Annotated in this window: 18 protein-coding genes; 13 read left to right on the plus strand and 5 right to left on the minus strand. The window is 60.7% G+C overall.

Features of this window, described 5'->3' with window-relative positions; all coding sequences use genetic code 11:
* The first annotated feature begins 284 nt into the window (after positions 1-284).
* From KBA48_RS12580 to KBA48_RS12595, 4 genes are all read left to right on the plus strand, one after another.
* A complete protein-coding gene (locus KBA48_RS12580; RefSeq protein ID WP_292906788.1) occupies positions 285-962 on the plus strand; it encodes a response regulator in 678 nt (225 codons plus the stop codon).
* The gene (locus KBA48_RS12585) at positions 959-1,489 is read left to right on the plus strand and encodes a hypothetical protein (RefSeq protein ID WP_292906790.1); all 531 of its coding nucleotides are present in this window, start codon (positions 959-961) and stop codon (positions 1,487-1,489) included. The genes KBA48_RS12580 and KBA48_RS12585 overlap by 4 nt, the downstream gene beginning before the upstream one ends.
* A 177-nt stretch (positions 1,490-1,666) precedes the next feature.
* Positions 1,667-2,140, plus strand: coding sequence for a MarR family winged helix-turn-helix transcriptional regulator (locus KBA48_RS12590; RefSeq protein ID WP_292906792.1), 474 nt, complete (start codon positions 1,667-1,669; stop codon positions 2,138-2,140).
* Positions 2,141-2,154: 14 nt separating this feature from the next.
* Positions 2,155-2,352, plus strand: a complete 198-nt coding sequence (locus KBA48_RS12595; protein ID WP_292906794.1) for a hypothetical protein — start codon at positions 2,155-2,157, stop codon at positions 2,350-2,352.
* A gap of 246 nt (positions 2,353-2,598) precedes the next feature.
* Here KBA48_RS12595 and KBA48_RS12600 read toward each other — a convergent pair whose 3' ends face one another.
* Positions 2,599-3,036 carry a MucR family transcriptional regulator gene (locus KBA48_RS12600; protein WP_292906796.1) on the minus strand — a complete coding sequence of 146 codons (438 nt, stop codon included), beginning with the start codon at positions 3,034-3,036 and terminating at the stop codon, positions 2,599-2,601.
* A gap of 542 nt (positions 3,037-3,578) precedes the next feature.
* On the opposite strand from KBA48_RS12600, the gene rpiB reads away from it, so the two are divergent.
* The 9 genes from rpiB to rutD all read left to right on the plus strand — a co-directional run bounded on the left by rpiB (position 3,579) and on the right by rutD (position 10,734).
* Positions 3,579-4,013 (plus strand): ribose 5-phosphate isomerase B, encoded by a 435-nt coding sequence (rpiB, locus tag KBA48_RS12605; RefSeq protein ID WP_292906798.1) that lies wholly within the window; start codon positions 3,579-3,581, stop codon positions 4,011-4,013.
* An 88-nt stretch (positions 4,014-4,101) separates the two neighbouring features.
* Positions 4,102-5,382, plus strand: a complete 1,281-nt coding sequence (glyA, locus tag KBA48_RS12610) for a serine hydroxymethyltransferase (RefSeq protein ID WP_292906800.1) — start codon at positions 4,102-4,104, stop codon at positions 5,380-5,382.
* 81 nt (positions 5,383-5,463) lie between these two features.
* Positions 5,464-5,925: a transcriptional regulator NrdR gene (gene nrdR, locus KBA48_RS12615; protein WP_292906802.1), complete on the plus strand. Its 462-nt coding sequence runs from the start codon at positions 5,464-5,466 to the stop codon at positions 5,923-5,925.
* A gap of 14 nt (positions 5,926-5,939) precedes the next feature.
* On the plus strand, positions 5,940-7,046 hold the full coding sequence (gene ribD / locus KBA48_RS12620) for a bifunctional diaminohydroxyphosphoribosylaminopyrimidine deaminase/5-amino-6-(5-phosphoribosylamino)uracil reductase RibD (RefSeq protein WP_367273835.1): 1,107 nt from the start codon (positions 5,940-5,942) through the stop codon (positions 7,044-7,046).
* Between the two features lie 200 nt (positions 7,047-7,246).
* Positions 7,247-8,326, plus strand: coding sequence for a pyrimidine utilization protein A (rutA, locus tag KBA48_RS12625; protein WP_292906804.1), 1,080 nt, complete (start codon positions 7,247-7,249; stop codon positions 8,324-8,326).
* Positions 8,323-9,054, plus strand: a complete 732-nt coding sequence (gene rutB / locus KBA48_RS12630; protein WP_292906806.1) for a pyrimidine utilization protein B — start codon at positions 8,323-8,325, stop codon at positions 9,052-9,054. The genes rutA and rutB overlap by 4 nt, the downstream gene beginning before the upstream one ends.
* 38 nt (positions 9,055-9,092) lie before the next feature.
* Positions 9,093-9,476, plus strand: a complete 384-nt coding sequence (locus KBA48_RS12635; protein WP_292906808.1) for a hypothetical protein — start codon at positions 9,093-9,095, stop codon at positions 9,474-9,476.
* 92 nt (positions 9,477-9,568) lie between these two features.
* Complete coding sequence (gene rutC, locus KBA48_RS12640; protein WP_292906810.1) at positions 9,569-9,958, plus strand: pyrimidine utilization protein C; 390 nt, start codon at positions 9,569-9,571, stop codon at positions 9,956-9,958.
* Positions 9,958-10,734 carry a pyrimidine utilization protein D gene (gene rutD, locus KBA48_RS12645; RefSeq protein ID WP_292906812.1) on the plus strand — a complete coding sequence of 259 codons (777 nt, stop codon included), beginning with the start codon at positions 9,958-9,960 and terminating at the stop codon, positions 10,732-10,734. The genes rutC and rutD overlap by 1 nt, the downstream gene beginning before the upstream one ends.
* Positions 10,735-10,736: 2 nt before the next feature.
* On the opposite strand, the gene KBA48_RS12650 is transcribed toward rutD, so the two are convergent.
* From KBA48_RS12650 to KBA48_RS12665, 4 genes are all read right to left on the minus strand, one after another.
* The gene (locus tag KBA48_RS12650) at positions 10,737-11,042 is read right to left on the minus strand and encodes a type II toxin-antitoxin system RelE/ParE family toxin (RefSeq protein ID WP_292906814.1); all 306 of its coding nucleotides are present in this window, start codon (positions 11,040-11,042) and stop codon (positions 10,737-10,739) included.
* Positions 11,042-11,287 (minus strand): type II toxin-antitoxin system ParD family antitoxin, encoded by a 246-nt coding sequence (locus tag KBA48_RS12655; protein WP_292906816.1) that lies wholly within the window; start codon positions 11,285-11,287, stop codon positions 11,042-11,044. Before KBA48_RS12655 ends, KBA48_RS12650 begins: the two co-directional genes overlap by 1 nt.
* Positions 11,288-11,436: 149 nt before the next feature.
* A complete protein-coding gene (locus KBA48_RS12660; RefSeq protein ID WP_292906818.1) occupies positions 11,437-13,083 on the minus strand; it encodes an alpha-glucosidase family protein in 1,647 nt (548 codons plus the stop codon).
* Between the two features lie 235 nt (positions 13,084-13,318).
* Entirely contained in the window at positions 13,319-13,702 is a 384-nt protein-coding gene (locus tag KBA48_RS12665; RefSeq protein WP_292906820.1) for a hypothetical protein, read from the minus strand.
* Between the last annotated feature and the right edge of the window lie 500 nt (positions 13,703-14,202).

Genomic DNA, 14,202 nt, shown 5'->3' on the forward strand with positions numbered 1-14,202 from the left:
CGTTCGTTTTAAGTAAAAGCAGGACATTTTCTGGTTAACGGTACATTTACTTTATCCCGGCGGTTACAGCCGATGTCGGATGGATGCAACCAGATATGAAATGTCCTGTATGGATCGACCCGTTAACGCTATATAAATATCAACAGATTTTAATGAGCACGAACTTAAAACCCATTCAGTTATGCTTTAGGTGAGGCCTTCGGTGCTTGATTTTGCCATTGGGTTGGCGATAGCTGTGACAACACGGTTTTCCCCGAACCGTTCTGCCCTCTCTTGCTGAGCCGATGTCAAAGCCATCTTCGAGCGGAAAATTCTATCGCTTTGACGGGTTGTCCATCCTGGTGGCGGACGACAACCGTTTCGTGCGCTCCATCATGGTGACCATCCTGAAGGCCCTGGGCATCGGCAAGGTGCTGCAGGCCGACAATGGTGAGGAGGCGATGGCCATCCTCGACGTATCGGCCCAGATGGACAGCGCCGCCGGCCGCGACGTGGATATCATCTTCGCCGACCATTTGATGGAACCGATGGACGGTATCGGGCTTCTGAAATGGGTCCGGGAGCATGAAAGCGACAAGATCCGTTTCCTGCCCGTGGTGATGATGAGTGGGGAGGCCGACGAGGCCGCCGTGCGCCTGGCCCGTGACAGCGGCGTGACGGAATATCTGGCCAAGCCCATGTCGGTGATCAATGTGGCTAGCCGCCTGCTGGCCATTATCGACAAGCCGCGTGCCTTCGTGCGGGCGCCCAGCTATTTCGGGCCGGACCGGCGCCGTCAGACATTGTCGCATGATGGTCCCGATCGTCGCCTGATGAGCCCGGAGGATGTGCGTGTCGTCGATGAAGGCGCGCATATGGTTATCGACAGTCATGGTGTTTCGGGCGAGAATCCCGTCGAGAATGTTGACGGGAATGCCGATGTGTCGGAAGTTGCCGATGCGCGGCAGGCAGCGAGCGCATGAACGACAACCTGAAGCCGGAGGCCCGTGTGCCGGGCGTGGAGATCATCAAGCGGCCCAACAAGCTGCGCGAGAAAGTCGGCGGTTCGGCTGACGGCAAGCCGGGAATGATCGATCCGGCGGCCCTGGCGCGTGCCAGCACCCATGTCGCGCGCATGTCCGACGCCCATCTGACACAGACCCGCGTCGACCTGACGGAACTGCAGGATTCCTATCGCCGTGCCATGACCGATGCGGAAAACCGGCCGGCCCACCTGAAACGGGTGATCAAGATCAGCGACGGGATCATGACGCTGGGCAAGACCTTCGGGTACGATCTGCTGTCTGATTTCGCAAATTCCCTGAACCATTTCCTGGTTCCGCTACCCAATCCCTCCGTGGCCCAGTTGCAGGTGGTCGGCCTGCATATCGATGCAATGCATGTGCTCGTGCGCGACGATATCAAGGGCGATGGCGGTCAGATCGGGCAGGCTCTTTCGGTTTCCTTGAATATGGCCCGCGCCAAGCTGGGGGCGCGACGGCCCGCCTGAACGTCATCCGCACCGTCTGCCGCAGGGTCGATTGTGTGGAAATTTTTGCTTTTACGGCCCTTCGATCCGAAGGGAGTATGGTTTTTGTCTAGTCACAGGGCCTTATCGTGATAAAAGGCCGTCATTACAGACGTTCTATTTCACGCGTTCGGCGCCCCGTGATGGATGGAGATGGCCTTGCGTCAACCCTATTATGACAGCATCCTGCTTATCGAGCGGTTGCATCGTCATTTCCTGGAAGTCCTGAAGATCGAACTGGACCGGTTGGGTATGCAGGACATCAACAATGTCCAGAGCCTGATCCTGTACAATATCGGCGATGACGAACTGACGGTCGGCGAATTGACGGCGCGCGGGTACTATCTGGGCTCCAACGTCTCGTACAATGTAAAGAAGATGCACGAGAACGGGTATCTGGCGCAGGAACGGTCCACCCATGACCGTCGGTCTGTGCGGGTACGTCTGTCGGAAAAGGGGCTGAAGCTGCGTGACCGCATCTCCGACCTGTTCTCACGGCAGGTGGAGTCGCTGGACAAGTCCGGCCTGTCGGCGGAGGAACTGAGCCGCGCCAATGATACGATGCGCACGCTTGAACGGTTCTGGACGTCGTCGCTGTCCTACGGCGCCTATGTGCCGTCCGGACCCAACTGACCCTGGCGCGTGCCATGGCGCGGCCGCCTCTCAGTGAACGGGATGTGCTGATCGAGTTCCAGCCGGTCGGCAGCATCGTCCGTGTCAGTGCCATCGACCCCGTGACCAATACCGAGGTCATCATTCAAGGTCCCGCCAGCGCCGGCAAGACCGTGCTGGCTCGTAACGCCCTGGCCAAGCTGAATTACGTTTTACGCAAAGGGCAAGCCTAGTTTTTGACGGCCCCCGGCGCCTTATACTAGCGGCACGAAATCATGACCGATGGTCAAGCTTTCGTGCGCCTCAATCGCCGACGGGCGCATCCGCGCCCTTGGCTACGCGGCAGGGGCCGCGCGGCGGCAGTCGCCGCCGTACCATCGGTCAAGAATTTTGACCGATGGTATGAGAACCTGAAGGACCGGCGCGTGTTTGCGGGCGCCTTGATCGTGACCATCGGCCACGATCAAGGTGGATCAGGATCAATCGTTGCGGGAGCCGGACCGCGTGTCCCCACGGCCCAGGCCGATCCGCTTGGCGAATTCGGAACGCTGCGCCGCATAGTTCGGGGCGACCATCGGATAGTCGGGCGGCAGGCCCCACTTTGTCCGGTATTCGTCGGGGGTCATGTCATAGGTGGAGCGCAGATGCCGCTTCAGCATCTTCAGCTTTTTCCCATCTTCCAGACAAATGATGTATTCAGGTGTCACCGACCGCTTGATCGGCACGGCGGGACGCGCAGGCTCCGCCTGCGTTTCAACCGGGGCACCCTGAAGTCCCGTCAGCGCATGAAAGACTGAATTGATCACTTCCGGCAATTGCTGCGCCTGCAGAGTGTTCTGCCCGACATAGGCGGAAACGATCGTTGCGGTCATGCGCAGCAGATCAGCTTCCGCAATTCCATTTTCATGATGTTCCATTGTCCCAGATGATCCCCAACAGTTTTCCAACTAAGGCCGGGTCATTGGCATGCGCTAACCATACTGTCAATATGTAATAAAAATCTGAAGCGATTTTTACTTTGGAAGAATTGTAAAATCAATCCCATAGCCTCAAGCTTCTGCGGCACCCTGATCTCACATCTTGGGTGATCCGGACGGCGAATAGGGGATAGTGAGCAGGCCAATTCATGTCTTGTATGGATTATCCGGTAAATTTCCAGCTCTTTCACCTCTTCTTTCCAAATGCCCCGGCGGCGTCGATGACCTCAGCGGAAGGTTGCTATTTCAATTGGCCGCAAACCCTTATTGGTTATTTTCATTGAATGTCGACTGCCACTCACCGGCGGGATGCGTGGCAAGGCGCGCGTCGTCGGCAAGGCCGGGCTGCTTTCGTGCCGGGGGGCGGAACTGGTGCGGCGTCAACACTTCTGCTAGGGTCTGCCGCGTCGGCGACCCCCTATCAATGGGATCGCTTCCGCATTCCAGGGTGCCGGGCCTTATGTCCGGATAAGGGTGGAAACATGGGCGTTCAGACCATCGCCATCGCTGGCGACCATGCCAGTCCGGAATTGAAGGCCGTGCTGGCGGACCAGCTTCGCGCCGCTGGCCATACGGTCCTGGATCTTGGGACGAACGGGCCGGAATCAGTTGATTATCCCAGCTTTGCCGATGCCGTCGCCGCCGCGCTGGCCGATGGGCGTGCCAGCTTCGGTGTGCTGATCTGCGGTACCGGCATCGGTATCTCGATCGCTGCCAACCGCCACCGCCATGTGCGTGCCGCCCTGTGCCACACGCCGACGGAAGCGCGGCTGACCCGCCTGCATAATGACGCCAATGTGCTGTGCCTGGGCGCGCGCACCATCGGCGTTGAAGTGGCCAAGGATTGCGTTGCCACTTTCTTCTCCACGGAATTCGAAGGCGGCCGACATGCCCGCCGTGTCGCAATGTTGGGCTGAACGTGTGGTCGCCTTGAATGCTCGCATTCGGGGGGTGAACTGCACGATCAATGACAAGGCCCGACCGGTACCAGAGGACCAGACGAACATGAGCATTCAGGGTTTCTTCTCCGATAACCTGGCCGATGCCGATCCCGATCTTTACGCCGCCATCCGCCAGGAGCTGGGCCGGCAGCAGGATCAGATCGAACTGATCGCCTCGGAAAACATCGTCTCCACAGCCGTGCTGGAGGCCCAGGGCTCCGTCCTGACCAACAAATATGCCGAGGGTTATTCGGGCAAGCGCTATTATGGCGGTTGCGAGTTCGTGGACGTCGCCGAAACGCTGGCCATTGAGCGTGCCAAGAAGCTGTTCGGCTGTGAATATGTAAATGTCCAGCCGCATTCCGGCGCCCAGGCCAACCAGGCCGTGTTCATGGCGCTGCTGCAGCCCGGCGACACCTTCATGGGCATGGATCTGGCCGCCGGCGGTCACCTGACCCATGGGGCTCCCGCCAACCAGTCGGGCAAGTGGTTCAAGGTCGTGTCCTATGGCGTGACCCGCGACACCAACCTGATCGACTATGATGAGGTTGAGGCCAAGGCCCGCGAGCACAAGCCGAAGCTGATCATCGCCGGCGGCTCCGCCTATCCGCGCCAGATCGACTTTGCCCGCTTCCGCAAGATCGCGGATGAGGTCGGCGCCTATCTGATGGTGGACATGGCCCATTATGCGGGTCTGGTCGCCGCCGGTGTCTATCCGTCGCCGCTGCCGCATGCCCATGTCGTCACCACCACCACGCACAAGACCCTGCGCGGTCCGCGTGGCGGCATGATCCTCTCCAACGACCTGGACCTGGGCAAGAAGATCAATTCCGCCGTGTTCCCGGGCCTGCAGGGTGGCCCGCTGATGCATGTCATCGCCGCCAAGGCCGTGGCCTTCGGCGAGGCGCTGCGCCCGGAATTCAAGACCTATGCCGCCAACGTCGTCGCCAACGCCAAGGTGCTGGCGGAGCGTCTGATCGCCGGCGGCCTGGACATCGTGTCCGGCGGCACCGACAGCCATATCGTGCTGGTCGATCTGCGTCCCAAGAAGCTGACCGGCAAGGCGGCCGAGCATGCGCTGGAAAACGCGGCCATGACATGCAACAAAAACGGCGTGCCGTTCGATCCGGAAAAGCCTTTCGTGACCTCCGGTGTTCGCCTGGGCACGCCGGCCGCCACCACCCGCGGCTTCGGTACGGCCGAATTCGCCCAGGTCGGCGACATGATCGTGGAAGTGCTGGACGCGCTGGCGGTCAGCAATGGTGACAATTCGGCGGCCGAGGGCCGGGTGCGGGCACGCGTACAGGAACTGTGCCGCCGCTTCCCGATCTATTCGACGCTCTGATGATTGACAAACCCCGGTTTCGGCCCCATGCCGGAACCGGGGTTTCTGTACAGGCAACCATAACAATCACGGAGGGCTCACATGCGCTGCCCGTTCTGCGGGAATGACGATACCCAGGTGAAGGACAGTCGCCCCACCGATGACGGTTCCGCCATCCGCCGCCGCCGTTTCTGTCCGGCCTGCGGTGCCCGCTTCACCACCTTCGAACGGGTGCAGTTGCGTGAGCTTTATGTGGTGAAGGCATCCGGTCAGAAGGAACCCTTCGACCGCGAGAAGCTTTTGCGTTCCATGCGCATTTCGCTGCGCAAGCGGCCGGTGGATGCGGACCGGGTCGACCGGGTGGTGAATTCCATCGTCCGGCAGCTTGAAAGCAGCGGGGAAACCGAAATCCCCTCCACCCAGATCGGTGAGATGGTGATGAACCAACTGGCCGGGATCGATAAGGTCGCCTATATCCGCTACGCCTCTGTCTATCGCGATTTCCGTGAGGCTGCGGATTTCAACGAGTTCGTTGAAAAGCTGCGCCCCGAGGATAATGATTGAGGGGAGGCCCCGGCGTGAGTGACGCCGATCCTGTTTTCAGCCCGGATGATCACGGCCATATGCAAGCGGCGCTGGCGCTGGCCCGGCGCAACCTGGGCCGTGTCTGGCCCAACCCGTCGGTCGGCTGCATCGTCGTCAAGGATGGCATGGTGCGGGGCCGGGGCGTCACCGCCCCCGGCGGCCGCCCCCATGGGGAGCCGCAGGCCTTGGCCCAGGCGGGCGATGATGCGCATGGTGCCACCGTCTATGTCAGCCTGGAGCCTTGCAACCATCACGGCAAGACGCCGCCTTGTTCTGAGGCGCTGATCGCGGCCGGGGTGGCGCGCATCGTCGTGGCGTGTGAGGACCCGGACCCGCGCGTGTCGGGCGGCGGCATACGGCGCCTGCGACAGGCGGGTATCCAGGTCGATGTCGGCCTGTGCGCCGAAGAGGCGTTGGAGGTCAATGCGGGTTTTATTTGCCGCATCGTGAAGGGCCGGCCCGGCGTCACCTTGAAACTGGCCACCAGCCTGGATGCGCGGGTGGCGACGGCCGCCGGGCACAGCCAGTGGATCACCGGTCCGGAGAGCCGGGCACGCGGCCATCTTCTGCGGGCCCATCACGATGCCATCCTGGTGGGGATCGGCACGGCCCTGGCCGATGATCCGGAACTGACCTGCCGTCTGCCCGGCCTGGAGGCGGCGAACCCCGTGCGTGTCGTCCTGGACAGCACTCTGCGCCTGCCCGTGACGGCAAAGCTGGTGCAGGGCGCCGCCAGCGTGGCCCCCATCTGGGTGGTGACGCGGACCGGGGCGGACGGTGCAAAGGCGGCGGCGCTGGAGGCACTGGGGGTCCGTATCCTGCAGGTCGATGCCGTCGAGGGTGGACATTTGCCGATCCAGGCGGTCCTGACCGCGCTGGCCGGGCAGGGGATCACCCGCCTGCTGGTGGAGGGGGGGCCAAGCGTGGCCACCGCTTTCCTGAAGGCCGGTCTGGTGGACCGGGTGGAATGGTTCCGTGCCCCGATGCTGATCGGTGGCGATGGCTTAGCGGCTGTCGGCGGCCTGGATGCCGAATTGCTGTCCCAGGCCCTGCGCCTGTCACCCGCCCAGGATGTGTTGAACACCTACCTCTATCGGTAGGGACCCGCCCAAAAGTCAGGCATCCGCTTCTTTTCCTGGCACATGCCCCGTAACGGGTTTACGCTTCACCCCGACCGGTCACGTTTGGGGCCGGGGAATTGCCTTGATTTCCACTATGGATAAGCTCTTGGCACGAAACCTGCGACGCCGTCAGGCTTTCCCGGGTTTCGGCCCAGGCATCACCTTTCAGGGGAGGCAGGATGGAGATCGGTGTTTTCATTCCCATCGGGAATAATGGCTGGCTGCTGTCGGAAAATGCGCCGCAATACAAGCCGACCTTCGATCTGAACAAACAGATCACCCTGTCGGCGGAAAAGCACGGGCTGGATTTCGTGCTGTCGATGATCAAGTTGCGGGGGTTCGGCGGCAAGACGGAATTCTGGGACCATAACCTGGAAAGCTTCACCCTGATGTCGGGTCTGGCCGCCGTGACCAGCCGCATCAAGATCTATGCGACCGCCGCGACACTGGTCATGCCGCCCGCCATCGTGGCCCGCATGGCGTCGACCATCGACAGCATTTCCGGCGGACGGTTTGGCGTCAATCTGGTCACCGGCTGGCAGCGGCCGGAATATTCACAGATGGGCCTGTGGCCGGGGGACGAGCATTTCGCCAACCGCTACGATTATCTGGCCGAATATGCCACCATCCTGCGCGAATTGTGGGGAACGGGCCGCAGCGACCTGAAAGGCAAGTATTTCCAGATGGATGATTGCCGCCTGTCGCCCCGGCCGCAGGCGGATGTGAAGCTGATCTGTGCCGGATCATCCAATGCCGGCATGGCCTTTTCCGCCCAATATGCCGACTATAATTTCTGCTTCGGCATGGGGGTGAACACACCCACCGCCTTTGCCCCCACCGTGGAGCGTATGCGGACGGCGGCGGAGAAGACGGGGCGCGAGGTTTCCTCCTACGTCCTGTTCATGATCATCGCGGATGAGACGGACGAGGCGGCCCGCGCCAAATGGGAGAGCTACAAGGCGGGCGCCGATCAGGAGGCCATCGCCTGGCTGGGTGTGCAGGGGGCCGCGGATACCAAATCCGGGTCCGATACCAATGTGCGACAGATGGCCGACCCGGTATCGGCCGTGAACATCAATATGGGCACGCTGGTCGGGTCCTATGAGACGGTGGCCCGCCTGCTGGATGAGGTGCGGACGGTGCCCGGCACGGGCGGCGTGCTGCTGACCTTCGATGATTTTGTGAAGGGGGTGGAGGATTTTGGCACCCGCATCCAACCCCTGATGAAATGCAGGCAGCATATCAAGGGGTTGGCATGAGCACGGCGGGGTATGAGCCGCCGGCGCAACGCTCAAAATCCGTCACCCTGCCGGCGCGGCCGGAACCGATCCGGCTCAACCCGGCGGAAACAGCCGTCATGGTCGTCGATATGCAGAACGCCTATTCGACCGAGGGTGGCTATGTCGATCTGGCCGGTTTCGATATTTCCGGGGCGCGCGGCACCATCGCCAATATCAAGCGCACGCTGGACGCGGCGCGGGCGGCAGGCGTGCTGGTCGTCTATTTCCAGAATGGCTGGGACCCGGACTATGTGGAGGCGGGGGGGCCAGGCTCGCCCAACTGGCACAAGTCCAACGCCCTGAAGACCATGCGGGCCAGGCCGGAACTGCAGGGCAAGCTGCTGGCCAAGGGCACCTGGGATTACGCCATCGTTGAGGAGTTGCAGCCGAAACAAGGCGACATCCTGATCCCCAAGACCCGCTATAGCGGCTTCTTCAACACCAATGTCGACAGTGTGTTGCGGGCGCGCGGTATCCGCAATCTGGTCTTTGTCGGCATTGCCACCAATGTCTGCGTGGAAAGCTCGCTGCGCGACGCCTTCCATCTGGAATATTTCGGCGTGATGCTGGAGGACGCCACCCACCATCTGGGCCCCGACTTCATCCAGAAGGCGACCGTCTATAATGTGGAGAAATTCTTCGGCTGGGTCGCCACGGTCGATGATTTCTGTGGCGTGATCTCGCAGGCCGCCCCGGCGGAATGTTGAGGCGCGGCTTCTGACTCCTATGATGGCAGCGCAAGGACATGGACGCCAACATTCCCGTAGTTATGAACACGAAACAGGAGCTTCCCGTTCCTACTGCCTGGAGGGATGTACTTTCTCTTATCGTCGAACGGATCATCAGCAAAGACTTCGAGTTCAGTAAAGCATGTCCAGCAGTTTCTGATATATTGGACGAAGATAAATCACGCTTCATATGGAATATTGAAGAGTATGGCGGTGCTTTGGTCAAACCGACAGAGCAATCTTGGGGGGTGTCTTTCTATATGTATATGCAGATTTACTGGATCGTGTGGGTTTATTTGCCCACGACAGAAGAGAACCCAAGTGATCTTGTTATGTTTGTGAGAGTATATGAGGATGGCGGTTCATACAGGTTTGACGTCGCTTCAGTGCATGTGCCTTAGTCCAACTAACCGCGTTCCGTCAGGGGAAATTGGCCTCTGTCCATGTCCACCCTTGACGGATTGATCCCATGATTTTTCTCGGAGGAATATGCATGCCCAAAAAGATCATCGTGCCCGAAGGCACGCAGAAGCCCATCGCCCCCTATTCGCCGGGAACGCTGGCCGATGGTGTCGTCTATGTCTCCGGCACCCTGCCGTTTGACAAGAACAACGACGTGGTCCATGTCGGCGATGCCGGGGCGCAGACGCGCCATGTCCTGGAAACCATCAAATCGGTGATCGAAACGGCGGGCGGTACCATGGAGGATGTGACCATGAACCACATCTTCATCACCGACTGGACCAATTATCAGGCCGTCAACAAGGTCTATGCCGAATATTTCCCCGGTGACAAGCCGGCGCGTTACTGCATCCAGTGCGGGCTGGTGAAGCCCGATGCGCTGGTGGAGATCGCTACCGTCGCCCATATCGGGAAGAAGTGATGTTCGCGGAAATCCATGGCCGGAAGGATAAAGATGCCCCGGTCCTGATCCTTTCATCGGGGCTGGGCGGGTCCGGCGGCTATTGGGCGCCGCAGCTTCCGGCCCTGGCACCGCATTTCCGCGTCATCACCTATGACCATCGTGGCACGGGCCGTAGCGGGGGCATGGTGCCGGAACAGGGCGGCATCACCGCCATGGCCGATGATGTGCTGGAAATCGCGGACCGCCTGGGTGTGGAGCGTTTCAGCCTGATGGGCCACGCTCTGGGCGGATTGATCGGGCTGGATCTGGCCTTGCGGGTGCCGCAACGGCTGGAAAAACTGGTGCTGATCAATGCCTGGAGCAAGGCGGATCCCCATTCCGGCCGCTGTTTTGATGTGCGTCTGGAACTGCTGGAGAAATCCGGCGTGCCGATGTTTGTGAAGGCGCAGCCGCTGTTCCTTTATCCGGCGATCTGGATGGCGGAAAATGCCGACAGGCTGGCGGTGGAGGAAGCCCACGCCATCGCCCATTTTCAGGGGACGGACAATATCCGACGTCGGATAGCGGCGCTGAGAGAGTTCGATATCGAGACACGACTGGCAGAGGTGAAGGCGCCGACCCTGGTGGTGGCGACCAGGGATGATCTGCTGGTGCCTTATAGCCGCTCCGTGCGGCTGGTCGAGGGCCTGGGGGCGGTGGCGCAACTGTTGCTGACCGATTTCGGCGGGCATGCGGTGAATGTGGTGGCGCCGGACCCGTTCAATGAAGCGGTGCTGCGCTTCCTCAACGACTGAAATCACGCCTCGTCGAAGAAGGCATCTATGTCCCGGCGGGCATCCAGGATATTGACCACCTCCAGGCGGTCTTCCATGTAGCGGAAGAAGATCACATGACCCCGAAAGGGGGATGAGCGCATGTCGGGGCGCAGGTCCGGTCGCGGCCGCCCCAAAGTACCCGGAAGGCTGGCCAGTTTGCGACAGTGACCCCGCAATGCCTCCACAAACGCGCGCGCGGTCACGCGGCTTCCGCTTTCTTTGCTGATATAGTGCAGGATATGGGTGAGATCGGTGGTCGCGGCGCTCAGGAAGACGAGCCGGCGCATCAATATCCCGCCTTTCGCAGCTTTTCGTCTTCCTTCTCAAGAATGGCTGTCAGATCGTCATCTCCAACATGTCCACCCCGCTCAATCGACGCATTCAACGTGTCGCGCAGGGCCTGAAGTTTGGCCTCCCGCTCTTCGACCAGGCGCAGGCCCGCGCGGATGACTTCGCTGGCGGAGCCATAGCGGCCGCTTTTTACGGCGTCATCCACGAATTCTTCCCAATGGCGACCAATCGACACGTTCATGATGCCCTCCGGGTTGCGATCACGGCATCATAACATGGAATGCGCATAAATTGTTATCACACTCCTCAGCGCCGGGCGCCGACATTCGTCAGCTTGGCCTGTGATGACGTTTGCCGCCCGTGACAAGGGTCAAATTCCGCCCCTTGTGATCAGCCGCGTCGGGCGATGAGGGCGCCATAGGCGGGCAGGGTCGAGGAAGAGAGGTCGGCGCCATTGACGCTTTCCACCATCACCCAGTTGCCGGCGTCGATCAGGCCATGCGCGGCACTGTCCCCCGACAGATTGACCACCACCAGCAGGTCACCGCCCTCGTGGATGCGCTCAAAGGCCAGAACCGGATCGGCGGGCGGGCGGAAACGGATGTCGCCCCAGCGCAGGGCCGGCTCAATCCGGCGTCGCGCCAACAGGCGGCTTGTGACCGACAGGGTGCTGGCCGGATCGGCGGCCTGTACATCCACGGCCAGTGACAGGTGGCGCGGATCGACCGGCAGCCACGGACGGGCCGTGGAAAAACCGCCATTGGGGGCATCCTTGGCCCAGGGCATGGGGGTGCGCGCGCCGTCCCGGCCCAGTGTGTGCGGCCAGTTGGCCAGGGCCTCCGGATCGACCAGATCCTCGAACGCCACACGCGCCTGCGGCAGCCCCAGTTCCTCCCCATAATATAGGAAGACCGAACCGGGCAGGCAGACCAGCAGCGTGTTCAGGCACCGGGCCAGGGCCGGCGGCGGTGTGTCACCGCCCCAGCGGCTGACGGCGCGCGGCGCATCGTGGTTGGAGAAGGTCCAGGATGGCCAGGCCCCGCCCGATGCCTGATTCCAGCCGCCGATGATCCGGCGCGGCACGCCGGCATCCAACTGCTTGTGATACAGGAAAGAAAAATTATAGGCGGAATGGCAGCGTTTGCCCGGCAGCGTATAGTCCGCCACCATGTCGAACGGCGCCTCCCCCATCTCCGCCACCATGAAACGGTCGGGATAGCTGTCCAGAACCGCGCGCAGATCCTCGATAAAAACCAGATTCTCCGGCTGGGAGATATTGTGGATCTGCTGCTGGAATTCATAGGGGCGCTTGGGCGCCGTCGCTTCCTTGTTGACCGGATTGTCGCGCAGGGACCGGTCATGCATGAAGAAGTTGGCGGCATCGACACGCAACCCGTCCACGCCCCGATCCATCCAGAACCGGGCCACCCCCTTAATGGCTTCCTGCACGTCCGGGTTATGCAGATTCAGGTCCGGCTGGCTGGACAGGAAATTATGCATGTAATACTGGCGCCGGCGTGCATCCCATGTCCAGGCCGGGCCGCCGAACACGGATTGCCAATTGTTGGGCGGAGTGCCGTCCGGCTTGGCATCATGCCAGACATACCAGTCCGCCTTGGGATTGGTGCGGTCCTGCCGGCTTTCCTGGAACCAGCGATGCTGGATGGAAGTGTGGGAATAGACCTGATCGATGATGATTTTCAGGCCCAGCTCATGGGCCCGCGCGATCACGGCATCACAGTCAGCCATGGTGCCAAAAATCGGATCGATATCGCAATGATCGGATATGTCGTATCCGAAATCATCCATGGGTGACTTGAAAAAAGGTGAAATCCAGATAGCGTCGGCGCCCAGGCCGGCGACATGGTCCAGATGGGTGAGCAGGCCTTTCAGATCACCGATCCCGTCACCATTGCTGTCGGCGAAACTGCGGGGATAGACCTGATAGATGACGGCACCCTGCCACCAGGGACGTGCAACGCCCTGGTCTGGCCCGGCCGTTCCATCGGCCTGAACCACGCTTGCCGACATACTCATGATCAAGTTCCCCCCGGACATACTTGTCTTGTTATCTGGCCCCTATCGTAAAATCGGGCGCGCCGAACGGGTATGGGGCGCATACGTATGCGCAGTCATGCTGCGCTGCGACGCATACGTATTTACCGTTGGTAAGGGGGCACAGCGAGGGGGTTTGGCGCAACGGGCATCGTGCAAATGAAAAGGGGCGGGTGTTGCCACCCGCCCCTTTGCCAGGACCAATAGGGATTGGACCTTACTTCTGCGCCACCTGCTCCTGCTGCGCCTTGAACTCGCGCAACTCGGCATTATAGGCGTTCACAGTCATTTCCAGACGGTCGGCCACCTGATCACGATAGGCTGAGAGCTGGGCCCGGAAGGAGGGCTGCGCCATGTAGGAGGTGGAGGCCGGCTGGCTGTCCAGGCAGGACAGGTAGGCCAGCGACTGATCGGCGAAGCCGCGGACGGAGCCCGCGACCTGGACCATGGAGGTCTTGGTGGCGGTCTTGCCGGTCACCAGTTCCGGGGCGGCGGGAGCCTCACCACAGATGCGCTTCAGCGCGGGGTGGGCAGCCTGGGACTGACCAGCGGCCAGAAGTGCCAGGGCGGAGAGGATCAGTGCGGAATAGAGCTTCTTCATAGCGATACTCACAAAGCTGGAAGCGGGGGCGGGATGCCACCGACATTTCGGGCCTTGTACGTTCGCTCCCTTTAAAAGGTCCTGGTCGATGCCGGAAACCGTGTTCTTGTGCGTTGCAGTATAATGATGTTGCATCGCGGCGAAAGAGAAAATGCCGTTAACTGACACCGCTAACATGACTGGCTGACATGCGATGTTGGCATGACGTGGGTCGGAAATGATTAACGGAAAATCAAGCGCTTACGATGGTTACACCCTTTGCGGGCGTCCGGACCCGACTGGCTATCCGTCAAAGATGCCCTTTGGCCAGACGAGAATTCCGGTAATTTCGATACACTCAGCGCACGCTGGTAAGTGATATTGCATTAATTTTCATTTATCCGTAGCGGTTTGGGGTAGGGACATGAGTTTACGGCCATCTTGACGTGGTTGACATGTCCGTGATGATGCTGGCTATGCGGCTCATAGGTTCCGTTTTGCCTGCTCCTTCCAGTATTGAG

Origin of the sequence: Niveispirillum sp. (genome assembly GCF_017996735.1) — a bacterium.
GTDB lineage: Bacteria > Pseudomonadota > Alphaproteobacteria > Azospirillales > Azospirillaceae > Niveispirillum.